Below are 25,600 nucleotides of genomic sequence, written 5' to 3'. Positions count from 1 at the left end.
GCGCCAGCGGTGCGGCGGTGCTGGTCAGGCGCCAGCGGTGCGGCGGTGCTGGTCAGGCGCCAGCGGTGCGGCGGTGCTGGTCAGGCGCCAGCGGTGCGGCGGTGCTGGTCAGGCGCCAGCGGTGCGGCGGTGCTGGTCAGGCGCCAGCGGTGCGGCGGTGCTGGTCAGGCGCCAGCGGTGCGGCGGTGCTGGTCAGGCGCCAGCGGTGCGGCGGTGCTGGTCAGGCGCCAGCGGTGCGGCGGTGCTGGTCAGGCGCCAGCGGTGCGGCGGTGCTGGTCAGGCGCCAGCGGTGCGGCGGTGCTGGTCAGGCGCCAGCGGTGCGGCGGTGCTGGTCAGGCGCCAGCGGTCCGGCGGTGCTGGTCAGGCGCCAGCGGTCCGGCGGCCCGGTTAAGCGCTGGCGGTCCGGCGCCGACGCTTAGGCGCCGGGGGTCCGGCGCCGACGTAGTCCGCCAGGTGCTGGCCGGTGAGGGTCGAGCGGTCGGCGACCAGGTCGGCGGGTGTGCCCTCGAAGACGATCTGGCCGCCGTCGTGGCCGGCACCCGGACCGAGATCGATGATCCAGTCGGCGTGCGCCATGACCGCCTGATGGTGCTCGATGACGATCACCGACTTGCCGGAGTCGACGAGGCGGTCCAGCAGGCCGAGCAGCTGCTCGACGTCCGCGAGGTGCAGGCCGGTGGTCGGCTCGTCGAGGATGTAGACGCCGCCCTTCTCGGCCATCCGGGTGGCGAGCTTGACCCGCTGCCGCTCGCCGCCGGACAGCGTGGTGAGCGGCTGGCCCAGGCTCAGGTAGCCGAGCCCGACGTCGGCGAGCCGGGCGAGGATGGCGTGCGCGGCCGGCGTCCGGGCGTCACCGGCGCCGAAGAACTCCTCGGCCTCGGTCACCGACATCGACAGCACCTCGCTGATGTCCTTGCCGCCGAGGGTGTACTCCAGGACCTCGGCCATGAACCGCTTGCCCTCGCACACCTCGCAGACGGTGGCGACCGTCGCCATCACCCCGAGGTCGGTGTAGACCACGCCGGCGCCGTTGCAGTTGGGGCAGGCGCCCTCGGAGTTGGCGCTGAACAGCGCCGGCTTCACCCCGTTCGCCTTCGCGAAGGCCTTGCGGATCGGCTCGAGCAGCCCGGTGTACGTCGCCGGGTTGCTGCGCCGCGAGCCCCGGATCCCGCTCTGGTCGACGGTCACCACGCCCTCCCGGCCGGCCACCGAGCCCTGGATCAGCGAGCTCTTCCCTGAGCCGGCCACGCCGGTCAGCACCATCAGCACGCCGAGCGGGATGTCGACGTCGACGTCCCGCAGGTTGTGCGTGTCCGCGCCGCGCACCTGCAGCACCCCGGTCGGCTTGCGTACCGAGGGCTTCAGCGTGGCCCGGTCGTCCAGGTGCCGCCCGGTCAGCGTGCCGCTGGCCCGCAGCCCGTCGACGGTGCCCTCGAACACCACCTCGCCGCCCTCGGTGCCGGCCCGCGGGCCGAGGTCGACGACGTGGTCGGCGATCGCGATCGCCTCCGGCTTGTGCTCGACGACCAGCACGGTGTTGCCCTTGTCGCGCAGCTGGCGCAGCAGGTTGTTCATCCGCTGGATGTCATGCGGGTGCAGCCCGATGGTGGGCTCGTCGAAGACGTAGGTCACGTCGGTGAGCGACGAGCCGAGGTGGCGGATCATCTTGATCCGCTGCGCCTCGCCGCCGGACAGCGTGCCCGACGGGCGTTCGAGCGAGAGGTAGCCGAGGCCGATCTCGACGAACGAGTCGAGGGTGTGCCGCAGCGAGGTGAGCAGCGGCGCCACCGACGGCTCCTTCAGCTTGCGCAGCCAGTCGGCGAGGTCGCTGATCTGCATCGAGCAGGCGTCGGCGATGTTGACACCCTTGATCTTCGACGACCGGGCCGCCTCGGACAGCCGGGTGCCGTCGCACTCGGGGCAGGTCGTGAACGTGACCGCCCGCTCCACGAAGGCGCGGATGTGCGGCTGCAGCGAGTCGACGTCCTTGGAGAGCATCGACTTCTGGATCTTCGGGATCAGCCCCTCGTAGGTCAGGTTGATGCCCTCGACCTTGATCTTGGTCGGCTCCTTGTGGAGCAGGTCGTGCAGCTCCCGCTTGGTGAACCTGCGGATCGGCTTGTCCGGGTCGAAGAAGCCGCAGCCGCTGAAGATGCGGCCGTACCAGCCGTCCATGCTGTAGCCGGGGATGGTCAGCGCGCCCTCGTTGAGGGACTTGGTGTCGTCGTAGAGCGCGGTCAGGTCGATGTCGGTCACCGAGCCCCGGCCCTCGCAGCGCGGGCACATCCCGCCGGTGATGCTGAAGCTGCGGCGCTCCTTGATGGTCTGCCCGGCGCGCTCGATGGAGACCGCGCCCGCGCCGCTGATCGAGGCGACGTTGAACGAATACGCCTGCGGCGAGCCGATGTGCGGGTCGCCGAGCCGGCTGAACAGGATGCGCAGCATCGCGTTGGCGTCCGTCGCGGTGCCCACCGTCGAGCGGGCGTTGGCGCCCATCCGCTCCTGGTCGATGATGATCGCCGTGGTGAGCCCGTCGAGCACGTCGACCTCGGGCCGGGCCAGCGTCGGCATGAAGCCCTGCAGGAAGGCGCTGTAGGTCTCGTTGATCATCCGCTGCGACTCCGCGGCGATGGTGCCGAACACCAGCGAGCTCTTACCCGAGCCGGAGACGCCGGTGAACAACGTCAGCCGGCGCTTCGGGATCTCGACGCTGACGTCCTTCAAATTGTTCACGCGCGCGCCCTGCACGCGGATCAGGTCGTGACTGTCGGCGACGTGCGGTTCCGGCGACATCGTTTCCCCATCTGTTGGCCTCGGTTGATCTAACCAGCTTGGTACGACAGTTCAGGCGTCCTGTAGTACACCCAGGACGTTGCCGTCCGGATCGGTGAAGGTGGCCACCAGGCGTCCGCCGCCGACGTCCTTCGGTGTGTCCTTCACGGTCGCGCCCGCGGCGGTCACCTCGGCCAGCTTCGCCTCGATGTCCGGCACGTGCAGGTAGGCGACCGGCGAGGTCATGCCCTGCGGCCCGCCGCCGGGCACCAGGCCGATCTGCTGGCCCGCGACCTGGTAGCCGACGTAGTAGGGCGAGTCGGCCTGCGGCTCGACGCCGAGCAGCGCGGTGTACACCGCCTTGGCCGTCGCGAGGTCGGACACGGGATGCAGCAGGGTCAGGAACCCCTGCTCGGATGGGCCGGTCATGGTCACTCCTGAGGTCGGTGGTGGGAACCGCCCGGCTCCCATGGCGGTTACGCTACGTGCGGCCTCAGGCCCGTGCTTCTCGATTCCTGATCAGCTCGGTGCGGAGAACCGGGACATGAACTGGACCAGGTAGCCGATCAGCAGCACGATCCCGCCGCCCATCCGGGCGTAGCGCCGCCAGACGTAGCGGCGGTAGGCGTGCACCCAGGCGACACCCGCCTCGGCGAGCACCTGCGCCTCGGCCCGGGCCGTCGTCGGCAGCAGCGGCGCGAGCCGGTGGGCGACCGTCTGCGCCGTAGGCGCGGTGCGCCGGTAGAGCGTCGCCGGGTCCGCCGGAGCCGGCCGGGGTTCGTGCCCGGCGACGGTCACCTCGACCGGGTAGATCTGCTCCTCGCGCCACTGCCTGGTGCGGGCGGCGAGGCGGCGGTCCAGGAACTCGGCGTGCGCGTCCCGGTGGCTGATGCGGCTGCGCCAGCACAGGCGGCGCCAGTGCCCGGCGAGGTCGGTCAGCACCTCCGTGTACACCTCGGGCGCGAAGCGCTCCCCGCCGACCAGGCGGGCCGTCTCGCTGCGCAGGGGGGCCAGCCGCCCGGCGACGAACGCGATGAACTCGGCGGGCGGTTCGTCGTCCATCGGCGGGATGAGGTGTGCCATGGCGACCTCCCGCCACCATGGTCGGCGCCGCGGGCACACCCGCGCAAGGCAAGGGTGTGTCGGTGGATGCGGGCGGGGCGGCAGGTAATAGGGTGTCGAACACACGTCCGAGTCGAGGGGGCTTGCTTTGCGGGTGCTTGGCATCGACCCCGGCCTGACCCGGTGCGGCGTCGGCGTGGTCGAGGGCGTGCCCGGCCGGCCCGGCAAGCTGATCGGCTACTACGTCGTGCACTCGGAGCCCGACGAGGACATCGCCCTGCGCCTGCTGCACCTCGACAGGTCGCTCGGCGACCTGGTCGCGGAGCACAAGCCGGACAGCGTCGCCGTCGAGCGGGTCTTCAGCCAGCACAACACGCGCACCGTCATGGGCACCGCGCAGGCCAGCGCGATCGCGATCCTGGCCGGCTCGCGGGCCGGGCTGCCCGTGCAGACCTACACGCCCAGCGAGGTCAAGGCCGCCGTCACCGGGTCCGGCACGGCCGGCAAGGCGCAGGTCACCAGCATGGTCACCCGGCTGCTCGGGCTCGACGCGCCGCCGCGGCCGGCCGACGCCGCGGACGCGCTCGCCCTGGCCATCTGCCACATCTGGCGCGGCGGAACCCGCGCCCGCATCCAGGCCGCCGCCGTCGCATCGGCCCGCAGGGGAGGAGTCCGACGATGATCGCCAGCGTGCGCGGCGTGGTGGCCGCGATCGCACCGGACAGCGCCGTCATCGAGGTCGGCGGTGTCGGCCTGCAGGTGCAGTGCGCGCCCGCGACGCTCGCCGGCCTCAAGGCCGGTGCCGAGGCCCGGCTGTCGACCAGCATGGTCGTGCGCGAGGACTCGCTGACCCTGTACGGCTTCGCCGACGACGACGAGAAGCACCTGTTCGAGCTGCTGCAGACCGCCAGCGGCGTCGGCCCCCGGCTGGCGCAGGCCGTGCTCGCCGTGCACCAGCCCGAGGCCGTGCGCCGGGCGATCTCCGGCGGCGACCTCGCCGCGCTGACCCGGGTGCCCGGCATCGGCAAGAAGGGCGCCGAGCGCCTGGTCCTGGAGCTGCGCGACCGCATCGGCGCCGTCTCGACCGGCCCCGACGGCGTGGCCGGCGCCCTGTCCGGCGGCTGGCAGGACCAGGTGCGCCAGGGCGTCGTCGCGCTCGGCTGGTCCGCACATCAGGCCGACCAGGCGGTGGCCGCCGTCGCCGAGTCGATCGACGGCGAGGTCCCGGCCGTTCCGGTGCTGCTGCGCCAGGCCATCCGCCTGCTGGGCCGCACCCGATGATCCGCCAAGAGTGGCGTGTTGATCTTTCGATGACGGCCGTGCCTGGCAGTTCGGGACCGTCTGCAACTCGAGCCGGGCTCGAAATGGGTTCGTGGCCGGCCCGCAATGGGTCGGCCACGAACATCCATTATTTTGCCGGCACCGCTTGATTCACGAAATCGCGTCGACGCTATCTGTAGGCGAAGACCGATCGATCAGTCGATGAACTTGACCCCGGAGCAGGTGTCGTCGCCCGCGTCGTCCTCGCAGACCTTGAACCAACGGACTCGATTGTCGGCACGGTAGGTGCCGCAGCCAGAGGCGGATCCGTTGCCATCGCCAACCCTGGTGGTAGGCCCTGCGAAGACTTCGAAGACGGCATATACGCCGTTGCCGTCGGCTTCGTTGTCGCAAACCGTTACGAGCGTCTTGCCCGTGCTGACGGTGGCATAGTCACTGCCCTCGGTGACTTTCCAGCTCGCGACGGCCGGTGTCGCGATCGCCAATCCAGTTACCGTGGCTATGCCGGTGGCAAGGACACCCTTGAGTACTCGCGACTTGAAGGCAGACATTGTTCCCCCATGCTATTCGGTACGCATGCGATGGATGATTCATCCGACGCGCATGCTACGGAAGGGTGAATTCGTAATTGTGGCGAATTCGTAAGGAATATTGAACGAAGTCGACCTCACTGTCAATCTCGTGTGAAGCGGATCACTGGGAAAAACGATTACTGGGAGCCCTTTTCATCCCGTTTAACGGCCGGCCCGGGTCGAGGCTCCCGGTCGGGGATCAGGCCTTGGTCGACCTCTGTCCTATCTGGAGCCTGCCCTCCACTGCGGATCCCGCAGACGCCACTCGCAGCTCGGCTCCAAAACGCCGCACCAAGTCCGATACGAGTTCGAGGATCGGCAGCTCGCCGCATGAATAGAGCCTGAACATGCCGGTCCGGAAAGCCGGGGTGGCTCAGTTCGCTATTTCGACTGTGGCCTGGCGGTGTCATCTGCCGACGCTCGTACGTGGCGGGTGCTGCCGGCGGGTTGGTCAGGCACTAGGCTGTCGAACACCAGTACGTAGCCTAGGAGGTTTCCTCAATGCGCTTGGCCGGTGTCTGTCGGAGGGCGGCCTACTGCGTGTCGGACGCTCGGGTGGCAGTCATGTCGGCCCGAGTCTCGGATGGCGGCAGGACTCGATGACGGACGGTTTGGTGTCGCCGTTCCCGGAGGACGGGGATCTCGACGCCGAGGTCAGCGTCCGGCCCCGCAGGCTCGCCGATTTCATCGCACAGCATCGGGTCCGCGACCAGCTCGAGTTGCTTCTCAAGGGCGCGACGGGCCGTGGTGCCCCGCCCGATCACATCCTGCTCTCCGGTCCGCCCGGGCTGGGCAAGACGACGCTGGCCAACATCGTCGCGGCGGAGCTCGGCACCGGGATCCGGACCACCAGCGGGCCGGTCATCGAGCGCTCCGGCGATCTGGCCGCCATCCTCACCGGGCTCGCCGAGGGCGACGTGCTGTTCATCGACGAGATCCATCGCATCGCCAAGCCGGCCGAGGAACTGCTCTACAGCGCGATGGAGGACTTCCGGGTCGACGTGATCGTCGGCAAGGGCCCCGGCGCCACCGCGATCCCGCTCGATGTCGAGCCGTTCACGCTGGTCGGCGCCACCACCCGGGCGGGGCTGCTCTCCGGGCCGATGCGCGACCGCTTCGGGTTCGTCGCGCACCTCGACTTCTACTCGCCGGCCGAGCTCGACACGCTGCTGCACCGCTCCGCCCGCATCATCGGCGTGCCGATCACGCCCGGCGGCGCCGCGGAGATCGCCGGGCGCTCGCGGGGCACGCCGCGCATCGCCAACCGGCTGCTGCGCCGGGTCCGTGACTACGCCGAGGTCCGCGGCGACGGCGTCGTCGACGAGGTCACCGCCAAGTCGGCGCTCACCGTCTACGACGTCGATCAGCTCGGGCTGGACCGGCTGGACCGGGCGGTGCTGCGGGCGCTCGTCGAGTCGTTCCGGGGCGGGCCGGTCGGCCTCTCCACGCTCGCCGTCGCGGTGGGGGAGCAGTCCGACACCGTCGAGGAGATGTGCGAGCCGTTTCTGGTCCGGGCCGGCCTGCTCGCGCGGACGCCGCGTGGCCGGGTCGCCACCGAGGCCGGCTGGCTGCACCTGGGCAAAAAGCCCCCGGAGGGGCGGGGCGGGCCGCCGAACCAGCCCGACCTGTTCGCCCGGGATGCGGAAACCCCTCCGTAATGTGAACGTGACGCGTGCCGCGTACGAGGTTCCCAGGTAGAGGGATTAGACTCCCCGCCGTTCGCACGGGATTGTGTATATCGCCCCGTCGTGTGCCCTGAGCCGCGCCGGAGGCCCCATGGAAGGTCGTCTTCGTGTTTATCGCAGCTCAAGCGCAGGGCGGCGGCAGCTTCATGCCCCTGCTTCTGATCGTCCTGCTCTTCGGCGTCATGTATTTCATGATGATCCGTCCGCAGCAGAAGCGCCGTCGTGAGGCCCAGCAGATGCAGTCCGCGCTCGGCCCCGGCGACGACATCGTGACCATCGGCGGCCTGCACGCGACCGTCGTGTCCGTCGACGACGACGTCGTCACGGTCGAGATCGCCCCGGGGGTCAACGCCCGCTACGCCCGCCCGGCCATCGCCCGGGTCGTGCAGTCGGCGTCCGACGTCGTCCCGGAGCCGGTCGACGAGCCGGCCGAGGAGACGCCGGCCGAGACCCAGATCGAGAGCCCGGTCGTCGAGACTCGCAAGTCCAAGGACTGACGATCCGCCGTGCACGGCCTGCCGCGACGGGCGGGCCGTGAACACGGAAAACGACAACAGGCCGCGGGGCGGGGCAGCCGTGCGGCCCATAGTTGTGAATAATCGTCGCCGGGCAAATCGACTGGAAACTCATTTCCGGTTCAAGACCGCCCGACCCACACAATCCCCAGCGCCGCGCGCTCCCGCCGGCCGAAAAGTACGAGGAGATCGACAGTCGTGGCACGACCACCACAGGGACAGATGCATCCCGGGCGGCAGCTCGCCGTGCTGGGTCTCCTCTTCGTCATCCTCTATTCGCTGGTCTTCTTCGGGCCGGGCGCGTCGGGCAGCTTCACCGACCGGCTGCAGCCCAAGCTCGGGCTCGACCTCGTCGGCGGCACCCAGGCGACCTACGTCGCGGCGCTGATGAGCAACGGGCAGCCGCCGCCGCGCAGCAGCATGGAGGAGGCCCGCAAGATCATCGACCAGCGGGTCAACGCGCTCGGCGTCTCCGAGGCCGAGGTGGTCATCGAGGGCAACTCCAACATCGTCGTCTCCGTCGCCGGCGAGGCCGAGGACCAGCTGAAGAACGTCGGCCAGGCCGCGCAGATGCGCTTCCGCAAGGTGCTCAAGGCGACCGGCGACAGCGCCGCGGTCGCGGTCACCCCGCCGTCGGCCGCGCCGAGCGCCAGCGCCGCGCCGAACCCCAGCACCAGCGCCAAGCCGAAGGCGAGCACCAGCGCCGGCCCGAAGGTCACCCCGTCGCCGTCCGGCGGCGCCGGCGGCCAGGGCGGCGGCGAGCTCGCGCCGAGCCCGAGCGCCAGCGCGTCCGCGCCGGCCCCGAAGCCGTCCGCCTCCGCGGCACCGGCGCCGGTCCCGGTCGACGAGACGAAGAAGCAGCAGCGCGCCGCCATCGAGAAGAAGGTCGGCCCGGCGGCCTGGACGGCGGCCGAGAAGCTGACCGCGCCGGTCGACCTGCAGACCGACCCGACCGCCGGCCTGCCGTTCAAGCCGTTCAGCACGCTCACCGGCGACGAGGTCAACGCGCTCACGCCGGAGATGCAGTTCAACGTGCCGACGATCAGCTGCGAGCAGCTCGACAAGCGGCCCAACGCCGCGATCGACGCGGTCGACCAGCAGGTGGTCGCCTGCCAGAGCGGCGCCAAGATGTTCCTCGACGTCGCGAAGGTGGTCGGCACCGACATCGACAGCGCGACCCCGCAGCTGGACACGCAGACGGGCCAGTGGGTCGTCTCCCTCGACTTCACCTCCGAGGGCCAGGAGAAGTGGACCGCGCTGACCCGCGAGGCGTTCCAGCCGGCCGCGGACGACCCCTGCCTCGCGGCGGCGCAGGCGCTGTCGACCGGCGCGACGCACTGCCTGGTGGCGGTCGTGCTCGACAAGGAGGTCATCTCGGCCCCCGAGATCCAGGGCGTGCTGACCGGCCAGTCGCAGATCACCGGCCAGTTCAACGCGGCCAGCGCGAAGGAGCTCGCGGACCAGATCACCTACGGCGCGCTGCCGGTCACGTTCGAGGCCGCCGCGACCAAGACGGTCTCGGCGACGCTCGGCAAGAAGCAGCTCGAGGCCGGCCTGCTGGCCGCCGCGATCGGCATGGGCCTGGTCGCGATCTACGCGTTCTTCTACTACCGCCTGCTCGGCTCGGTCATCTTCCTGAGCCTGCTCCTGTCCGGCCTGCTGACCTTCGGCGCCCTGGTGGTGCTGGGCCGGACCACGGGCTTCACCCTGACCCTGGCGGGCATCGCCGGCTTCATCGTCTCGCTCGGCGTCGCGGCGGACTCGTTCGTCATCTACTTCGAGAGACTCAAGGACGAGATCCACGAGGGGCGCAGCGCGCGTGCCGCCGTACCGCGGGCCTGGGTCCGCGCGCGGCGTACCATCATCTCCGCCAACACCATCACGATCATGGCCGCGGTGGTGCTCTACATCGTGTCGATCGGCGCGGTCAAGGGCTTCGCGTTCGCGCTGGGCCTGTCGACGATCCTCGACCTCGTCGTGGTGTTCCTGTTCCGGCATCCGATCATGACGATGTTCGCCAACACGAAGGCGTTCATGTCGCCGCGGGTCAGCGGCCTAGGCCGCGCCATGAAGCAGCAGCAGCAGCGTGTCTCGACCGATGTCAAGGAGGCCTGACATGGCCAGCAAGGGTCTTGCCGAACGCCTGTATCTCGGCGAGGCGAACCTGAACATCGTCGGTCGGCGCAAGATGTGGTTCGCCATCTTCGCGGCGCTGCTGGTGATCTCCATCGGCAGCTTCGCGATCAAGAGCTTCCACCTCGGCATCGAGTTCGCCGGCGGCACGCAGTTCGCGATCCCGGCGAGCACGAGCACCCAGGCCGAGGCGCAGAGCGCGATGGCCCGGGCGGTGGAGAGCGCCGGTGTCGCCGAGGAGGCGAACGTCGGCCCGGTCCAGCAGGTCGGCAACGGCCCCGACGCGGTCTACACCATCCGCACGGCGGCGCTGAGCCAGGAGGTGTCGACGGAGATCAAGAACGCCGTCGCCACCGACCTGAAGGTCTCGCCGGACGACATCAGCGACGACCGGGTCTCCGCGGCCTGGGGCACCCAGGTCACCCAGCAGGCGCTGCTCGGCCTCGGCATCTTCCTGGTGCTGGTACTCGGCTACCTGGTGGTGCGCTTCGAGTGGCGGATGGCGGTCGCGGCGGTCATGTCGCTGCTGATCGACCTGGTGCTGACGGCCGGCGTGTACTCACTCGTCGGCTTCGAGGTGACGCCGTCGACCGTGATCGGCTTCCTGACCATCCTCGGCTTCTCGCTCTACGACGTGGTCGTGGTGTTCGACAAGGTCCAGGAGAACACCCGCGGCATCACCGGCGGCACCACGCAGACGTACGCCGAGGCGACGAACCTGGCGGTCAACCAGACGCTGATGCGCTCGATCAACACCGGTCTGGTCGCGCTCCTGCCGGTCGGCGGCCTGCTCTTCATCGGCGCCGGCCTGCTCGGCGCCGGCTCGCTGAAGGACCTCGGCCTGGTGCTCTTCGTCGGCATGGGCCTCGGCGTCATCTCCTCGATCCTGTTCGCGGCGCCGATGCTGGTGGTGCTCAAGAACCAGGAGCCCCGGATCAAGTCGCACAACGCCCGGGTCCTGGCCCGGCGTTCCGCGGCCCGCTCCGGCGACGTGGCCCGCGGCGAGCGGACCCGCTCCGGCGGCTCCGACGCCGAGGAGGCGCCGGCGCTGGCCGGTTCCACGCCGCGGCCCGGTGCGCGGCCGGCCGCCAAGCGCGGCGGCGGCACCCGCGGCGGCGCCGGCAACCGCCCCAGCGGCGGCCAGAAGCGCCGCTGACACACCAGAACGTCGCAGACGGCCCGCCACCCACACGGTGGCGGGCCGTCGGCCTGTCTAGGCTGTGGCGCGTGACTGAGACTCAAGAGGTACGCGGAGACAGCGGCCCGGACGCGGCGGCGCTCGTGGCGAGCCGGGTGGTCGACGTGCTCGACTTCCCCAAGCCCGGCATCGTGTTCAAGGACCTGATGCCGCTCTTCGCGGACGGTGAGGTCTTCCGGCGGGTCATCGACGAGATCGTCGCCTACCACGGCCCGGACTCGTTCGACGTCGTCGCGGGCGTCGAGGCGCGCGGCTTCGTGGTCGCGGCGGCGATCGCGTACGCCACCGGCAAGGGCGTCGTGCCCGTGCGCAAGGCCGGCAAGCTGCCCCGCCGCACCCACTCCGTCTCGTACGCCCTGGAGTACGGCGAGGCGACCCTGGAGGTGCACGAGGACGCGTTCGTGGCGGGTCAGCGGGTGCTGGTGGTGGACGACGTGCTGGCCACCGGCGGCACGGCCGTCGCGGCGCTGGACCTGGTCGAGCGGGCCGGCGGCACGGTCGCCGGTTTCACGGTGCTGATGGAGCTGAGCTTCCTGGACGGGCGCGCGCGGCTGGCACCGCGTACGGTCCATACGCTATTGACCGTTTGATGCTTTTACGCCCCTTACGGCGGCACTCTTTCGGAGGTTCGGGCCGGGCCATGCGGGTAGTGGGGGCGGGTAGGATGACGTTTTCAACCAGGTGAGGACCCCAGCGGTCCCAGGCGATGGTGTGAGGAGGCCGGTGTCCAGCGACGTCGCCCCGCAGGCGGAGGGCACGGTGCAACCGACCGGCGAAAGCGCCTCGGAGCAGGCGGCCAAGGCCCCCCGGCCCGAGCCGTCGGCCGCCGGGGAGACGCACGACATCGAGACCACCCAGCCGCTCTCCCCGACGGACGAGCCCAGCAGCGGCTTCGGCCTGGCCAGCGCGCCGACAGGGCGCCGGGTCCGGGCCCGGCTGGCGCGCTTCAACGCGCCCTGGCAGAGCACCCAGGTCAGCGAGGTCCTCGAGCCCCTGATCGCGACGCACCGGGCGAGCCACCCCAAGGCCGACGGCCGGGCGCTGCAGCGCGCCTTCGACGTGGCCGCGCGCTGGCACTCGGGGCAGTACCGCAAGTCGGGCGACCCGTACATCACCCACCCGCTCGCGGTCGCCACGATCCTGGCGAACCTGGGCATGGACACCACGACGCTGGTGGCCGCCCTGCTGCACGACACGATCGAGGACACCGACTACGGGCTCGAGCAGATGCGGGCCGACTTCGGTGGAGAGGTCGCGCTGCTGGTCGACGGCGTGACCAAGCTCGACCGGGTCAAGCTCGGCGACGCGGCCAAGGCCGAGACGATCCGCAAGATGGTCGTCGCGATGGCCAAGGACCCCCGGGTGCTGGTCATCAAGCTGGCCGACCGGCTGCACAACATGCGGACCCTGACCTTCCTGCCGCGGCCCAAGCAGGAGCAGAAGGCCAAGGAGACGCTGGAGATCCTCGCGCCGCTGGCACACCGCCTCGGCATGAACACGATCAAGTGGGAGCTCGAGGACCTGGCCTTCGGCACGCTGTTCCCGAAGCGGTTCGAGGAGATCAACCGCCTGATCGGCGAGCACCAGCCGCAGCGTGAGGCGCTGCTGCGCCAGGTGACCCAGCGGGTTCAACTCGACCTCAAGTCGGCGAAGATCAAGGCGGAGACCACCGGCCGCCCGAAGCACCTGTATTCCATCTACCAGAAGATGATCGTCCGGGGCCGCGACTTCAACGACATCTACGACCTGGTGGGCGTGCGCATCCTGGTCGACACGGTCCGCGACTGCTACGCCGCGCTCGGCGTCATCCACGCGAACTGGCAGCCGGTGCCGGGCCGGTTCAAGGACTACATCGCGATGCCGAAGTTCAACATGTACCAGTCGTTGCACACGACGGTCATCGGCCCGTCCGGCAAGCCGGTCGAGATGCAGATCCGGACGTTCGCGATGCACCGGACGGCGGAGTTCGGCATCGCCGCGCACTGGAAGTACAAGGAGCAGAAGGGCGCGACGATCGTCGGCCCACCCGCGCACATCGACGAGATGACGTGGCTGCGGCAGCTGCTGGACTGGCAGCGCGAGGCGAGCGACCCGAGTGAGTTCCTGGACGCGCTGCGCTTCGACCTGTCCAGCCAGGAGGTGTACGTCTTCACCCCCAAGGGCGACGTCATCCCGCTGCCGACCGGCTCGACGCCGGTCGACTTCGCCTACGCGGTGCACACCGAGGTCGGCCACAAGACCATCGGCGCCCGGGTGAACGGCAAGCTGGTGCCGCTCGAGTCCACGTTGTCCAACGGCGACGTCATCGAGATATTCACCTCGAAGTCCGCCACGGCCGGCCCGACCCAGGACTGGCTGGGCTTCGTCAAGAGCCCCCGCGCCCGCACCAAGATCCGGCAGTACTTCAACAAGGAGCGCCGCGAGGAAGCGATCGAGGACGGCAAGGAGGCGATCGTCAAGGCGATGCGCAAGCAGGGCCTGCCCCTGCAGCGCATGCTGACGAGCGACAACCTGACCACCATCGCCCGCGACCTGCACCTGGCCGACGTCGCCTCGCTGTACGCGGCGGTCGGCGAGAGCGCGGTCTCCGCACAGTCGGTCGTGCAGAAGCTCGTCGCCGGGTTCGGCGGCGAGGAGGGCGCGGTCGAGGACATCGCCGAGACCGCCGTCGCGACCCGGCCGCCGCGCAACCGCAGCACGGCGCAGGACCCCGGCGTCGTGGTCAAGGACGTCAGCGACGTCTGGGTGAAGCTCGCCCGCTGCTGCACCCCGGTGCCCGGCGACGCCGTCTTCGGCTTCGTGACCCGCTCCGGCGGCGTCAGCGTGCACCGGGAGGACTGCGCGAACGCGGAGGACCTGCGGGAGCAGAGCGAGCGGGTCGTCGAGGTCAGCTGGAAGCCGACGTCCGCGTCGACGTTCCTGGTCGCCATCCAGGTGGAGGCGCTCGACCGGCACAAGCTGCTCGCCGACGTGACCCGGGTGCTCTCCGAGGAGCGGGTCAACATCCTCTCCGCGACGGTCACCACCACCCGCGACCGGGTGGCGGTCAGCCGCTTCACCTTCGAGATGGCCGACCCGAAACACCTGGGCCACCTCGTCGCCGCGGTGCGCAAGGTGGACGGTGTCTTCGACGCCTACCGGGTGACCTCGGGAGCCTGAGGCACGAGCACGACGCACGAAAGAAGGGCGGGCCGAATTCGGCCCGCCCTTCTTTCAGGTGCCTGTGATCAGGCGCCGGCCATCGTCAGCTGCTTGATGACGATCTCCTTCTTGGGGTGGCCGTCGCCCTGCCCGTTGGAGTTGTCGCTGCCGGCCTTGGCGACCGCCTCGACGACGTCCATGCCCTTGGTGACCGTGCCGAGGACGGTGTAGTCGGGAGACAGCTCGGTGTCCTCGTAGACGATGAAGAACTGGCTGCCCGTGCTGCTGGGCGCGCTGGTCTTCGCCATCGCGATGGTGCCCTTCGGGTACGGCGGCTTGGCGTTGACCGGCAGGTTCTCCTCCGCGTAGCGGAAGCTGGGGCCGCCGGAGCCGTCGCTCTGGCGCCAGCCCTTGCCGGTCGCGGTCGGGTCGCCGCACTGCAGCACCTTGATGCCCTCGGTGGTGAGGCGGTGGCACTTGGTGTCGTTCCAGAACTGCTTGCTCGCCAGGTGGGTGAACGCGCCGGCGGTGCAGGGCGCCTTGGACTGGTCGACGTCGGCGACGATCGTGCCGAGGTTGGTCTCCATGGTCAGCGTGGCCTTGCCGACGTTCGGCACGTTCGGCGGGGGAGTGCCGACGTCCTTGACCTTGGCCCCGCTGCTGCCGTCCTCCGGGATCCAGGTACACGCGACGGTGCCGGCGGGGGGTGCCGCGGCGGTGTTGGTGTCCTTCTTGTCATCGTCGCCCAGCACGGTGACGATCCAGAGGGCCGCGCCGGCGATCACGAGGACCCCCAGAGCCGAGCCGATAATGGCCTGACGCTGCCGGCGCTTGCGCGCGGCCGCCGCGCGCTCGGCCATCTCCTTCTCCAGCCGGGCCCGCGCCGCCGCGCGCTGCCGGTCCTTGATCGACGACACGGTGTTCCTCCTGTATGCCTCGGTGCGGTGAGGGGTTATGTCGGGACGGGTCTGATCGGGTGAAATCAGGACTGGCGGGACGCCGAGGGGGCGGCCGACGGGACGACGGCGGGCTCGGCACTGGGCTCGCCGACGGTGACGCTCTGAACTGTGATCTTGTCCTTCGGAGTGACCTTGTCACCCGCGCTGTTCGCCACGGTGGCGATCTTGCCGAGTTTGGTGACGGTCGCCATGCCGCCGGTGACCGTGCCGACGATCGGGTACTGCGGCTCCGCCTTCGGGGTGAAGTCCTTGAAGAAGATCAGGAACTGGCTGCCGTTGGCGCCGGGCGGATTGCCGATCATCGCCACGGTGCCCTTGGGGTACAGCGGCGTGGCCGGCTTCGCGGCGGCGGCGCCCGCGGAGGCGCTCGGCTCGGGGGTGGGAGCCACCGGCATGTTCTCGTTGTAGACCGTGTACGACGGCCCGCCCTGACCCGTGCCGCTGGGGTCGCCGCAGCGGATCGCGCCCTCGGCGGTGATCTCGTGGCAGGTCGTGTTGTCGTAGAACTGCTTCCCCGCCAGGTAGGCCAGGTTCGCGGAATTGCAGGTCGCGTTCGCCAGGTCCAGGCTGACCACGATCGGCTCGCCCTTGTCCGTGGTGATCGTCATCGGCCGGGTGCCGGTCTCCGGGAGGCCGGTGGTCGGGGGCTGGCCCACGTCCTTGAGCTCCGGGTTCGCCGTGGTGTTCTGCGGGGTCCACAGGCACTGATCGATGGCGGTGGTGTCGACGGGCTCGTCGTCGAACGCACCGCCCAGCCACGCCACACCACCCACGATCAACAGGAGCGCCACGGCGGCACCGATCCCGGCCTGGATCTGCCGACGCCGGCGCTGCTTGCCCGCCCGGCGAGCCAGCTGCCGGTCGAGCTTCTCCCGCGCCAGTTTCCGCGCCCTGTCCTTGCTGGAAGCCACGGAGCGCTCCCCTTCCTTAAACTCTTGTCCGGTGCGCCACGCCACACGCCCGCAAGAGTGTACGGGTACCCGCTGGGAATGTGGTGTGCGAGGTTCCGTCACGGTGTGTACCGTGCGTCCCACTAGGCTTGCGGGCGAAGACGGACCGCTAGAGAGGGGTGCGGAGTGCTCGTCACCGGCTTTCCGGCCGATGCCTTCGGCACCAACTGTTACGTGGTGGCCGCGGGCCCCGGCGAGCAGTGCCTGGTGGTCGACCCGGGCATCGGGGTGCTCGATCGCCTCGACGAGGTGCTGGCCAAGCACCGCCTGCACCCGGCCGCGGTCCTGCTGACGCACGGGCACCTCGACCACACCTTCTCGGTCGCGCCCGTCTGCGGCGCCCGCGGGATCACCGCGTATGTGCACCCGGCCGACCGGGAGATGCTCGCCGACCCGGCCAAGGCGCTGAGCATGGACCTGAGCTCGCTGTTCGGCGGGCGGCTGCCGTACACCGAGCCCGACGACGTCGCCGAGCTGACCGACGGCATGACGCTGGCTCTCGCGGGCCTGGAGGTCGTCGTCGACCACGCGCCCGGCCATACCGGCGGGTCGGTGCTCTTCCGGCTGCCCGGCGCGGGCTCCCCGTGGGAGGCGGAGCAGATCTGCCTCTCCGGTGACGTGCTCTTCGCCGGCTCCATCGGGCGCACCGACCTGCCGGGCGGCAACACGGACACGATGATGACCAGCCTGCGGGACAAGATCCTGCCGCTGGCCGACGACACCGTCGTGCTGCCCGGTCACGGACCCGAAACCACCATCGGCCGCGAGCGCGTGGTGAACCCGTACCTGCGGGAACTGACCGCCGCGCCCGGCCGGGGCCTCTGAGACTTTCCCGGCGAGGAGAACAGCACCATGAGTAAGCCCACGCCCATCTCCGGCTTCCCGGAGTGGCTGCCCGCGCAGCGGATGATCGAGCAGAACGTCATCGAGCGGATCCGCGCGACCTTCGAGCTCTACGGCTTCGCGCCGCTGGACACCCGGGCGGTCGAGCCGCTCGACCAGCTGCTGCGCAAGGGCGAGACCTCCAAGGAGGTCTACGTCCTGCGCCGCCTGCAGGAGGACCCCGGCGCGCAGAGCGACGACTCGCTCGGCCTGCACTTCGACCTGACCGTGCCGTTCGCCCGGTTCGTGCTGGAGAACTCCGGCCGGCTGCAGTTCCCGTTCCGGCGCTACCAGATCCAGAAGGTCTGGCGCGGCGAGCGCCCGCAGGAGGGCCGCTACCGCGAGTTCATGCAGGCCGACATCGACGTCGTCGACCGCGACAACCTGCCGTTCCACTACGACACCGAGATGCCGCTGGTGATCGGGGACGCCCTGGCGTCGCTGCCCATCCCGCCGGTGACGATCCAGGTGAACAACCGCAAGGTCTGCGAGGGCTTCTACCGCGGCCTCGGCCTGACGGATCCCGACCAGGTGCTGCGGACGATCGACAAGCTCGACAAGATCGGCCCGGACAAGGTTGCGGCTCTGTTGGTGGAGACCGCCGGGGCGACGGATGCGCAGGCGGCCGCGTGCCTGAAGCTGGCGGAGATCTCGACCGGGGACACGTCGTTCGTCGACGCGGTCCGCGCCCTCGGCGTCGACAACCCCCTGCTGGACGAGGGCCTGGCGGAGCTGGCCGGCGTCGTCGACGCGGCGACCGAGTACGCGCCCGGCCTGGTCCGGGCGGAGCTGAAGATCGCCCGCGGGCTGGACTACTACACCGGCACGGTCTACGAGACCCAGATGCGGGGCTACGAGCGGTTCGGCTCGATCTGCTCCGGCGGCCGCTACGAGAACCTGGCGACCTCGGGCAACGAGCGCTTCCCGGGCGTCGGCATCTCGATCGGGGTGACCCGGATGCTCGGCCTGCTCTTCGGCCGCAACGCCCTGGGCGTCTCGCGCAGCGTGCCGACCTGCGTCGTGGTGGCGCTGCCGGCCGAGGAGCTGCGCCCGGCCTGCGACCGGGTCGCGCAGGCACTGCGCCGCCGCGGCATCAGCACCGAGGTGGCGCCGTCGGCGGCGAAGTTCGGCAAGCAGATCCGCTTCGCCGAGCGGCGCGGCATCCCGTACGTCTGGTTCCCGGGTACGGACGGCGAGCCGGACACGATCAAGGACATCCGCTCGGGCGAGCAGGTGGAGGCGGACGCCGCCACCTGGCAGGCGCCGGCCGCGGACCTGCGCCCGCTGATCTCCGAGGCCTGACCCCGCACCAGTTCTGACCGTCGGTGGACGGCCCGCATTCGCGGGCCGTCCACCGCTCTTTGCGCGCCCTGATTTCTACCATCCGGAAGAAATTGGTCCGAGGGAACGCTTTCTGTCCCGTTACCGACCCAGAGTCCGCCGTGTGTGCTTAATGTCAGGTACGTGCTTTATGGGATAGAGATTCCGGGCCGCTTCCTGCGCCGGCCCGATGCGGAAGGCCGTCCGGCGGGTATCGCGCCACCGGTGTGCCGCCGCGGCTGATTTCTCGCTTCCCCCGGATACGTCCACTCATTTGGAAGGCCTCACCGGTGGCAGTCGCACAGATACGGCGCGGGGCGGACTCTCGAGTCGCCACTCCCGCGCGGACAGTGGTGGATTACGTGCCGCTACCCCCGACCAATACAGAGAAGTACCTCTACTACGGCAAGCAGGGGCGCTGGATCTTCTGCGTGTTCCTGTGCGCCTTCGCGGGCGTCATGTACGGGATGTCCCGGCTGGCGGCGAACTCGGCGTGGACCAGCCTGCTCTACGAGCTCATCGCCCTGCAGGTCGTCGCCGTCTTCATCAGCCTGCTCTCCAGCACCCGCAAGCGCCGCGGCTCCCGGGCCGAGCACGACGCCAAGGTGGCCGCGTACCGCCCGGAGAAGCACCCCTCGGTCGACGTCTTCCTGCCGTCCGCGGGCGAGCCGATGGCCATCCTGGAGAACACGTTCCGCAATGTGGCGCTCCTGGACTGGCCCGGCCGGCTCACCGTCTACGTCCTCGACGACGCGGCCCGCGAATCGGTCGCCGAGCTGGCCGCCCGCTTCGACTTCCGCTATCTGTCGCGCCCCAATCGCGGCGAGCTGAAGAAGGCCGGGAATCTGCGGTACGGATACGAGAACTCCGACGGCGATCTCATTCACGTCTTCGACGCCGATTTCGCGCCGCGCGCCGATATGGTCCGCGAGCTGGCCCCGTACTTCGACGATCCGGCGGTCGGCATCGTCCAGTCGCCGCAATTCTTCGACGTCCAGCAGGACCACTTCAATTGGCTGCAACGCTCCGCCGCCGCGACCCAGGAGATGTTCTACCGCTGGATTCAGCCGGCCCGCGACGCCGTCGACGCGGCCATCTGCGTCGGCACCAACGCGGTCTACCGCCGCAGCGCGCTGCGGCAGGCCGGCGGCTTCGCCCAGATCGGCCACAGCGAGGACGTGCACACCGGGGTGAACCTGTCGAAGGTCGGCTTCCGGACCCGCTACGTGCCGGTGAACCTGGCCAAGGGCGTGTGCCCGGACAACTTCGACGGCTTCGCCAACCAGCAGTACCGGTGGTGCACCGGCAGCATGAGCCTGCTGGCGGACGCGGGCTTCCACCGCTCGGCGCTGAGCGTCAAGCAGAAGCTGTGCTTCTGGACCGGGTTCCTCTACTACATCACCACGGCCGTCGCGGCGTTCGCGAGTCAGCTGCCGGGCGTCCTGATGCTGTGGTGCTTCCCGGATCAGATCCGCCCGCTCAACTACCTGCCGCTGATCGGCACGATCTTCGTGTGGTCGACGCTGATGCCCCGGGTCACCGACTACCGGTGGTCGCCGGCCGTCGTCCGCGTACAGATGCTGATCGGTTTCTGCCACGCGCTGGCCCTGTTCGACTTCCTCCGCGGCCGGACCGCCGCCTGGGTGCCGACCGGCGCCGCGAAGCGGACGCCGACCGCCCGCCGCGTGCTGCGCCTGCTCCGGGTCTGGCTCATCACCGCGCAGATCCTGACCTGGGTCGGCATCGTCGTGAGCATCAGGAGCCACGGCCTGGCGCAGCTCTGGGCGACGGTGCTGTTCGCCGGCCCGATGCTGTACTTCGTCGGCCCGCTGCTGCTGGGCAACCGGGCGACGCCCGAGCGCCGGCCCGCGCCGGCGCCGCGGCCGATACCCGAGGCACGCGGCACCGGTCTCTACGCGCCGCACACGGCGTCATGACGCACACCACGATCGGCAGGCCCGATTCCCTGACCGCGGCGGAGGCGGTCGCGCCCGCCGCCGCGCCGAGCGCCGCGCCGGCACCGCCGGCGTTCCGCCGCGACGTCGCGGGGCTGCGTGCCGTCGCGATCCTGCTGGTGGTCGGCTACCACGCCGGCCTCGGCTTCCTCGACGGCCGGGCCGGCGCCGACATCTTCTTCGTGATCTCCGGCTTCCTCGTCACCGGCATCATGCTGCGCGGGCTGCATCAGGACGGGCGGCTGTCGCTGCGCCGGTTCTACGCCCGGCGGGTGTTGCGGCTGGTGCCGGCCTCGACCGTGGTCGTGCTCGGCGCGCTCGCCGCGGCGTGGCACTGGCTGCCGCCGGCGGCCCGCCCGGCGACCGCCTGGGACGCGGTCGCCGCCGCGACCTCGACCATGAACCTGCGGCTGGCGACGCAGGCCGGCAGCGCCGCCGAGCCGTCGGTGCTGCAGCACTTCTGGGCGCTGGCCCTGATCGGGCAGTTCTACCTGGTCTGGCCCGTGCTCCTGTTCGTCGTCTCGCTGGCCTGGGCCCGGCGGGGCCGGCCCAGCACGATCGCGGTCGCCGTCGCGCTGACGGCGTGCGCGGCCGCCTCGCTGCAGCTGTGCCTGCGGCAGGCGGCAGCGCACGACCCGATGGCGTTCTACGGGCTGCCGGCCCGGGCCTGGGAGTTCGCCCTCGGCGCGCTCGTCGCCGTCGCCGCGCACCGTCTCGCCCGGCTCGGCCCCTGGCCGGCGGGCGTCCTGACCTGGCTGGGGCTGGGCGCGATCGCGTTCTGCTCGTACCCGGGAGCCCGGCCCGGGCCCGCGGCGGCGCTGCCGGTGCTGGGCACGGTCCTGGTGATCGCCGGCGGCTGCGCCCGGCCCGCCTGGGGCGCGCGCCGGCTGCTGCGGTTCAAGCCGCTCCAGGAGCTCGGCCGGGTCTCCCTCAGCTGGTACCTGTGGCACTGGCCGCTGCTGGTCCTGGCGCCGTACGTGGTGGGGCATCCGTTGTCGGTGCCGGCCCGGGTGGCCCTGGTGGTCGTCGCCCTCGTGCCGGCGGCGATGTCGGCGGCGGCCGTGGAGAACCGGATCCGGCTGTACCACGGCGTGCGGTCGCGCCCGGGGCGGGCGCTCGCCCTCGGCGGCGTGCTGACGGCCGCCACCACCGGCCTGGCGCTGCTCGCGCTCCAGCTGCCGGTGCCGGCGGTACGGATGCCGGCTGCCGCGCCGACCGCGGCCGAGGTGCTCGCGTCCGGCGACTTCACCGTCGCGCAGCTGCAGCGGATCATCCGGGCCGACGCCGGGCGCCGGGTGCTGCCCGGCGACCTGAGGCCGGCGCTGTCCCGGGTGCGCGGCGTCCCGCACGACGGGGGATGCCTGGCGCCGCGGGCCGTCACGCTGGTGTCGTACAACATGCGCCGGGGCTGCGAGCGGCTCGGCGTGCCGACCAGCCGCAAGGTCGTCGTCCTGTTCGGTGACTCGCACGCCCAGCAGTGGTACGACGCCCTCACCGTGGTGGCCCGCAAGCGGGGCTGGCGCATCGTGGTCTTCACCAAGGCCGACTGCGGCGCGGCGCTCGGCACGATCAGCCGGGGCGACGGCACCGGGCCGTACACCGAGTGTGACCAGTGGCGGCTGCGGGCGCTGGCCCGGATCAAGCAGCTGCGGCCGGCGATGGTGCTCCTCTCCGGACGGCACCGCGAGGGCAGCCCGCTCGACATCGTCCGGACCGCGGGTGTCGACCAGGACTGGGGCGAGGCCTGGGCCGAGTCGGTGGAGCGGATCCGGGGTACGGGTGCGGTGCCGGTCGTCATCCAGGACACCCCGGTCGCCCGCTTCGACGTGCCGCGCTGCCTGGCGGAGCACCGGCGGGAGATCACCCGCTGCAACCTGGACGTGTACAGCTCCCTGTCCCCGGCCCGGCTGCGCATCGTCCGGGCGATGACGCAGGTGCACGGCGCCACCGTCGTCGACACCACCGCCTGGTTCTGCACGCCGTCGGTGTGCCCGGCCGTCATCGGCGACACCGTCGTCTACCGCGACGGCAGCCACCTGACCTCCGCCTTCTCGCGTCGCCTAGGCGGCCTGCTGGACCGGCAACTCCCCCAATGAGCGAGGAGACTCGATGACCGCCGCGCAAGTCCTGTCCCCGCCGGCACCGCAGATCGTCGCGCCCCGCCGGGCCGGGCGGAGCTGGTCCCGGTCGAGCACCGTGCTGCTGTGCCTGCCGCCGGCGCTGCTCGCGCTGACCATGTCGCTCGCCGGCATCGGCGCGCGCAGCATGTGGAACGACGAGTACGCCACCTGGTACGCCTCGACCCTCGGCCTGCGCGACCTGGCCAAGCTGCTGAACAACGTGGACGCCGTGGTCGCGCCCTACTATCTGGTGCTGCACGTCTGGATCGACGTGTTCGGCGACTCCGAGGCCAGCCTGCGGATGCCGTCCGCGCTGGCGATGGCCGCCACCGCGGCGCTGACCGCCGCGCTGGGCCGCCGGCTGTTCGACACCGGTACCGGCCTGTCGGCCGGGCTGATCATGGCCGCGCTGCCGATGGCCACCCGCTACGGCCAGGAGGCCCGGCCGTACGCGTTCGCGATCGGCTTCGCGACGCTGGCCACCCTGCTGCTGCTGCGGGCGATCGAGCGGCCGACCTGGCGGCGCTGGTACTGGTACGGCGCTGGCGTCATCGTCGCCGGGCTGGTGCACATCGTGACCCTGACGGTCCTGCCGGCGCACGCCTTCTTCCTGTGGCGGGCGTTCCGGACCGGCGGCGACCTGCGGCTGCTGCGCTGGACCGCCGGTGCCTGCCTCGCGGTGACGGTGGCGCTGCCGCTGGCGGCCAAGGGCTCGGACCAGTCGTCGGTCATCTCCTGGATCAGGGCCGACGCCACGGCGGTGATGACCCTGCCGGAGCGGCTCTTCGGCTCCTGGCAGGTCGCCGTCGTGGTGCTCGCCGCGGCGCTGCTGGCGACGATCCTGCTCTGGCCGGCGCGGCGGGGGGCGATCGTCCTGCTGCTCTCCTGGGCGGTGTTCCCGCCCGTCATCTGCTACGTCACCTTCCCGATCCTGCACCTGTTCCTGCATCGCTACCTGCTCTTCACCGTGCCGGCGTGGACGCTGCTGGCCGCCGCGCTCGGATTCACGCTGGTCCGGTTCGCCGGCCGGTTCCCCGCGCGGATCCCGATGTCGCTGAGCGCGCTGGCGGTGGTCGCCGCGGTGCTCCTGGTCGGCGGGCCGGGTCAGCGCGCCGCCCGGCACAGCCCGGTGTACGGCGAGCCCGACTTCCGGGCCGCCGCGCAGGCGGTGCTGGCCGCGGCCGCGCCCGGCGACGGCATCGTCTACGCCGGCGTCACCCGCAACGGCCGCCGGGCCTTCGACTACGAGACCCGGGAGTCGGTCCTGCCCAGGGACGTGCTCGTCGAGCGGAGCTCGCAGCAGAACGGGACGTTCGGTGCGCAGGAGTGCGCCGATCCGGGCCTCTGCGTCGGGCTGACCAAGCGCATCTGGCTGGTGTCACCGACCGACTCACACCTGGACCCGATGAACGGCATGCCGGGTCCCATCCAGGGCTTCCTGCTGACGGCGTACACGCTGCGCGAGTACCGGACGTTCGAGCACGTCCGCATCTTCGTGCTGAACCGCAAGGACGTGAGCTGACATGACGATTCCCTATTCGCCGGGCGGATCCCTGCCGGGCGTCGCCGCCCCGGTGCCGCCCTCGGGCGAGCAGCGCCCGCGGCTGACCTTCCTGGGCACCGGATACCTCGGCGCCACCTACGCGGTCTGCTTCGCGGAGCTGGGCTACGAGGTCCTCGGCTTCGACGTCGACGCCACGAAGATCGCCGCCCTGTCCGGCGGCGTGGTGCCCTTCTTCGAGCCTGGCCTCGACGAGCTGCTGCAGCGCAACCTCGCCGCCGGGCGGCTGCGCTTCACCACCTCGTACCAGGAGACGGCCGACTTCGGCGACATCCACTTCATCTGTGTCGGCACCCCGCAGCGGGCCGGCGGGATGGGCGCCGATCTGTCCCATGTGGAGTCGGCGGTCACCGGGCTCGCCGCCCGCCTGCGCCGCAAGGCGCTGATCGTCGGCAAGTCCACGGTGCCGGTCGGCACGGCGGAGTGGGTGGAACGCCTGGTGGACAAGCACGCGGACGCGGCGCTGGGCGTCGAGGTGGCCTGGTCGCCGGAGTTCCTGCAGGAGGGCTTCGCGATCCAGGACGTGCTGCGGCCCAGCCGGGTCGTCGTCGGCGTCCGCAGCGACTGGGCCGGCGCCATGCTGTACGCCGCGCACGGCGGCATCTTCGACCTGGCCGTCACCGAGGACCGCGAGGTGCCCGTCGTGGTGACCGACTTCGCCACCGCCGAGCTGGTCAAGGTGGCGGCGAACGCGTTCCTCGCCACCAAGATCTCGTTCATCAACGCGATGGCGGAGGTGTGCGAGGTGGCCGGCGGCGACGTCACCCAGCTGGCCCGGGCGATCGGCTACGACCCGCGGATCGGTAGTCGTTTCCTGCACGCCGGGGTCGGCTTCGGCGGCGGCTGCCTGCCCAAGGACATCCGGGCGTTCCAGGCCCGGGCGCAGGAGCTCGGGGCGGGCGAGGCGCTGCGCTTCCTGCACGAGGTCGATCTGATCAACCAGCGCCGCCGCGGCCGGGTGGTCCAGCTCGCCGCCGAGCTGCTCGGCTGCCCGGCGGGCCCGGTCGGCCCGTGCTTCGACGACGCCCGCGTCGCGGTGCTCGGCGCGACGTTCAAACCCCATTCCGACGACGTACGCGACGCGCCCGCGCTCGCCATCGCGGCGGCCCTGGCCCGGGCCGGCGCGCGGGTGCACGTACACGATCCGCAGGGCATGCCGAACGCCGCCCGCGCGCAGCCGCAGTTGATCTTCGAGGAGTCCCTCGACGACGCGGTACGCGGCGCCGAACTGGTCTGTGTCCTGACCGAGTGGGCGGAGTTCCGCACCGCCGACCCGGCACACCTCGGCCGGCTCGCCGCCGCCCGGCGGGTGATCGACGGCCGCAACTGCCTCGACGCCGCGGCCTGGCGGGCGGCCGGCTGGCAGTACCGCGGCATGGGCAGCCGGGCGGGGGAGGCCGGGGCCGCCGGCCCGGCGTACCGCCCGCCGACGCCCCGGCCGGCAACCCACCCGGTAGCGGCTGGGTAGCCAAGCGGCGCCGGCGCGCGGCAGGG

The 25,600-nt window shown here is 71.1% G+C and carries 19 protein-coding genes and 1 pseudogene; 14 read left to right on the top strand and 6 right to left on the bottom strand.

Annotated features, from left to right (window positions below):
- Nucleotides 1-387: 387 nt before the first annotated feature.
- The 3 genes from ACIBSW_RS39535 to ACIBSW_RS39525 all read right to left on the bottom strand — a co-directional run bounded on the left by ACIBSW_RS39535 (nt 388) and on the right by ACIBSW_RS39525 (nt 3,855).
- Entirely contained in the window at nt 388-2,793 is a 2,406-nt protein-coding gene (locus ACIBSW_RS39535; RefSeq protein ID WP_354730170.1) for an excinuclease ABC subunit UvrA, read from the bottom strand.
- Between the two features lie 51 nt (nt 2,794-2,844).
- Nucleotides 2,845-3,201, bottom strand: a complete 357-nt coding sequence (locus ACIBSW_RS39530; RefSeq protein WP_354730168.1) for a VOC family protein — start codon at nt 3,199-3,201, stop codon at nt 2,845-2,847.
- 90 nt (nt 3,202-3,291) lie between these two features.
- A complete protein-coding gene (locus ACIBSW_RS39525) occupies nt 3,292-3,855 on the bottom strand; it encodes a hypothetical protein (protein ID WP_354730166.1) in 564 nt (187 codons plus the stop codon).
- Between the two features lie 127 nt (nt 3,856-3,982).
- Here ACIBSW_RS39525 and ruvC point away from each other — a divergent pair, with 127 nt between their 5' ends.
- A complete protein-coding gene (gene ruvC / locus ACIBSW_RS39520; protein ID WP_354730164.1) occupies nt 3,983-4,516 on the top strand; it encodes a crossover junction endodeoxyribonuclease RuvC in 534 nt (177 codons plus the stop codon).
- Complete coding sequence (gene ruvA / locus ACIBSW_RS39515; RefSeq protein ID WP_354730162.1) at nt 4,513-5,115, top strand: Holliday junction branch migration protein RuvA; 603 nt, start codon at nt 4,513-4,515, stop codon at nt 5,113-5,115. The genes ruvC and ruvA overlap by 4 nt, the downstream gene beginning before the upstream one ends.
- A 194-nt stretch (nt 5,116-5,309) precedes the next feature.
- Here ruvA and ACIBSW_RS39510 read toward each other — a convergent pair whose 3' ends face one another.
- Complete coding sequence (locus tag ACIBSW_RS39510) at nt 5,310-5,666, bottom strand: hypothetical protein (RefSeq protein ID WP_354730160.1); 357 nt, start codon at nt 5,664-5,666, stop codon at nt 5,310-5,312.
- 620 nt (nt 5,667-6,286) lie between these two features.
- On the opposite strand from ACIBSW_RS39510, the gene ruvB reads away from it, so the two are divergent.
- The 6 genes from ruvB to ACIBSW_RS39480 all read left to right on the top strand — a co-directional run bounded on the left by ruvB (nt 6,287) and on the right by ACIBSW_RS39480 (nt 14,377).
- Entirely contained in the window at nt 6,287-7,345 is a 1,059-nt protein-coding gene (gene ruvB / locus ACIBSW_RS39505) for a Holliday junction branch migration DNA helicase RuvB (RefSeq protein WP_354730158.1), read from the top strand.
- A 134-nt stretch (nt 7,346-7,479) separates the two neighbouring features.
- Nucleotides 7,480-7,869 carry a preprotein translocase subunit YajC gene (gene yajC, locus ACIBSW_RS39500; protein ID WP_354730156.1) on the top strand — a complete coding sequence of 130 codons (390 nt, stop codon included), beginning with the start codon at nt 7,480-7,482 and terminating at the stop codon, nt 7,867-7,869.
- Nucleotides 7,870-8,109: 240 nt separating this feature from the next.
- The gene (secD, locus tag ACIBSW_RS39495) at nt 8,110-10,002 is read left to right on the top strand and encodes a protein translocase subunit SecD (RefSeq protein ID WP_354730172.1); all 1,893 of its coding nucleotides are present in this window, start codon (nt 8,110-8,112) and stop codon (nt 10,000-10,002) included.
- 1 nt (nt 10,003) lies between these two features.
- A complete protein-coding gene (gene secF / locus ACIBSW_RS39490) occupies nt 10,004-11,176 on the top strand; it encodes a protein translocase subunit SecF (RefSeq protein ID WP_354730154.1) in 1,173 nt (390 codons plus the stop codon).
- Nucleotides 11,177-11,247: 71 nt separating this feature from the next.
- Nucleotides 11,248-11,808 carry an adenine phosphoribosyltransferase gene (locus ACIBSW_RS39485; RefSeq protein ID WP_354730541.1) on the top strand — a complete coding sequence of 187 codons (561 nt, stop codon included), beginning with the start codon at nt 11,248-11,250 and terminating at the stop codon, nt 11,806-11,808.
- Nucleotides 11,809-11,941: 133 nt separating this feature from the next.
- Nucleotides 11,942-14,377, top strand: coding sequence for a bifunctional (p)ppGpp synthetase/guanosine-3',5'-bis(diphosphate) 3'-pyrophosphohydrolase (locus ACIBSW_RS39480; protein ID WP_354730543.1), 2,436 nt, complete (start codon nt 11,942-11,944; stop codon nt 14,375-14,377).
- A 68-nt stretch (nt 14,378-14,445) separates the two neighbouring features.
- Here ACIBSW_RS39480 and ACIBSW_RS39475 read toward each other — a convergent pair whose 3' ends face one another.
- Entirely contained in the window at nt 14,446-15,276 is an 831-nt protein-coding gene (locus ACIBSW_RS39475; protein WP_354730545.1) for a peptidylprolyl isomerase, read from the bottom strand.
- Between the two features lie 65 nt (nt 15,277-15,341).
- The gene (locus ACIBSW_RS39470) at nt 15,342-16,229 is read right to left on the bottom strand and encodes a peptidylprolyl isomerase (RefSeq protein WP_354730547.1); all 888 of its coding nucleotides are present in this window, start codon (nt 16,227-16,229) and stop codon (nt 15,342-15,344) included.
- Between the two features lie 165 nt (nt 16,230-16,394).
- Between ACIBSW_RS39470 and ACIBSW_RS39465 the strand changes: the two genes are divergently transcribed.
- The 6 genes and pseudogenes from ACIBSW_RS39465 to ACIBSW_RS39440 form a co-directional block, all read left to right on the top strand.
- Nucleotides 16,395-17,093, top strand: a complete 699-nt coding sequence (locus ACIBSW_RS39465; protein ID WP_354730549.1) for an MBL fold metallo-hydrolase — start codon at nt 16,395-16,397, stop codon at nt 17,091-17,093.
- Between the two features lie 27 nt (nt 17,094-17,120).
- Nucleotides 17,121-18,452, top strand: a complete 1,332-nt coding sequence (hisS, locus tag ACIBSW_RS39460; protein WP_354730551.1) for a histidine--tRNA ligase — start codon at nt 17,121-17,123, stop codon at nt 18,450-18,452.
- 380 nt (nt 18,453-18,832) lie between these two features.
- Nucleotides 18,833-20,407, top strand: a complete 1,575-nt coding sequence (locus ACIBSW_RS39455) for a cellulose synthase catalytic subunit (RefSeq protein WP_354721924.1) — start codon at nt 18,833-18,835, stop codon at nt 20,405-20,407.
- Nucleotides 20,404-22,521 (top strand): acyltransferase family protein, encoded by a 2,118-nt coding sequence (locus tag ACIBSW_RS39450; protein WP_354721923.1) that lies wholly within the window; start codon nt 20,404-20,406, stop codon nt 22,519-22,521. Before ACIBSW_RS39455 ends, ACIBSW_RS39450 begins: the two co-directional genes overlap by 4 nt.
- Nucleotides 22,522-22,534: 13 nt before the next feature.
- Nucleotides 22,535-24,067 (top strand): glycosyltransferase family 39 protein, encoded by a 1,533-nt coding sequence (locus ACIBSW_RS39445; RefSeq protein ID WP_354721922.1) that lies wholly within the window; start codon nt 22,535-22,537, stop codon nt 24,065-24,067.
- 1 nt (nt 24,068) lies between these two features.
- Nucleotides 24,069-25,487, top strand: a pseudogene (locus tag ACIBSW_RS39440) (UDP-glucose dehydrogenase family protein); the annotation flags it as partial.
- Nucleotides 25,488-25,600: the final 113 nt, after the last annotated feature.

Source organism: Actinoplanes sp. NPDC049668, assembly GCF_044465445.1.
In the GTDB taxonomy this organism is placed as follows: Bacteria; Actinomycetota; Actinomycetes; order Mycobacteriales; family Micromonosporaceae; genus Actinoplanes.
This window is presented reverse-complemented; position numbering and strand designations above follow the sequence as displayed.

What these genes read in the sequence shown, in the direction of transcription:
- ACIBSW_RS39535 (WP_354730170.1), bottom strand. Translation starts at nt 2,793, where the DNA reads ATGTCGCCGGAACCGCACGTCGCCGACAGTCACGACCTGATCCGCGTG.
- ACIBSW_RS39530 (WP_354730168.1), bottom strand. Translation starts at nt 3,201, where the DNA reads ATGACCGGCCCATCCGAGCAGGGGTTCCTGACCCTGCTGCATCCCGTG.
- ACIBSW_RS39525 (WP_354730166.1), bottom strand. Translation starts at nt 3,855, where the DNA reads ATGGCACACCTCATCCCGCCGATGGACGACGAACCGCCCGCCGAGTTC.
- ruvA (WP_354730162.1), top strand. Translation starts at nt 4,513, where the DNA reads ATGATCGCCAGCGTGCGCGGCGTGGTGGCCGCGATCGCACCGGACAGC.
- ACIBSW_RS39510 (WP_354730160.1), bottom strand. Translation starts at nt 5,666, where the DNA reads ATGTCTGCCTTCAAGTCGCGAGTACTCAAGGGTGTCCTTGCCACCGGC.
- ruvB (WP_354730158.1), top strand. Translation starts at nt 6,287, where the DNA reads ATGACGGACGGTTTGGTGTCGCCGTTCCCGGAGGACGGGGATCTCGAC.
- secD (WP_354730172.1), top strand. Translation starts at nt 8,110, where the DNA reads ATGCATCCCGGGCGGCAGCTCGCCGTGCTGGGTCTCCTCTTCGTCATC.
- secF (WP_354730154.1), top strand. Translation starts at nt 10,004, where the DNA reads ATGGCCAGCAAGGGTCTTGCCGAACGCCTGTATCTCGGCGAGGCGAAC.
- hisS (WP_354730551.1), top strand. Translation starts at nt 17,121, where the DNA reads ATGAGTAAGCCCACGCCCATCTCCGGCTTCCCGGAGTGGCTGCCCGCG.
- ACIBSW_RS39450 (WP_354721923.1), top strand. Translation starts at nt 20,404, where the DNA reads ATGACGCACACCACGATCGGCAGGCCCGATTCCCTGACCGCGGCGGAG.
- ACIBSW_RS39445 (WP_354721922.1), top strand. Translation starts at nt 22,535, where the DNA reads ATGACCGCCGCGCAAGTCCTGTCCCCGCCGGCACCGCAGATCGTCGCG.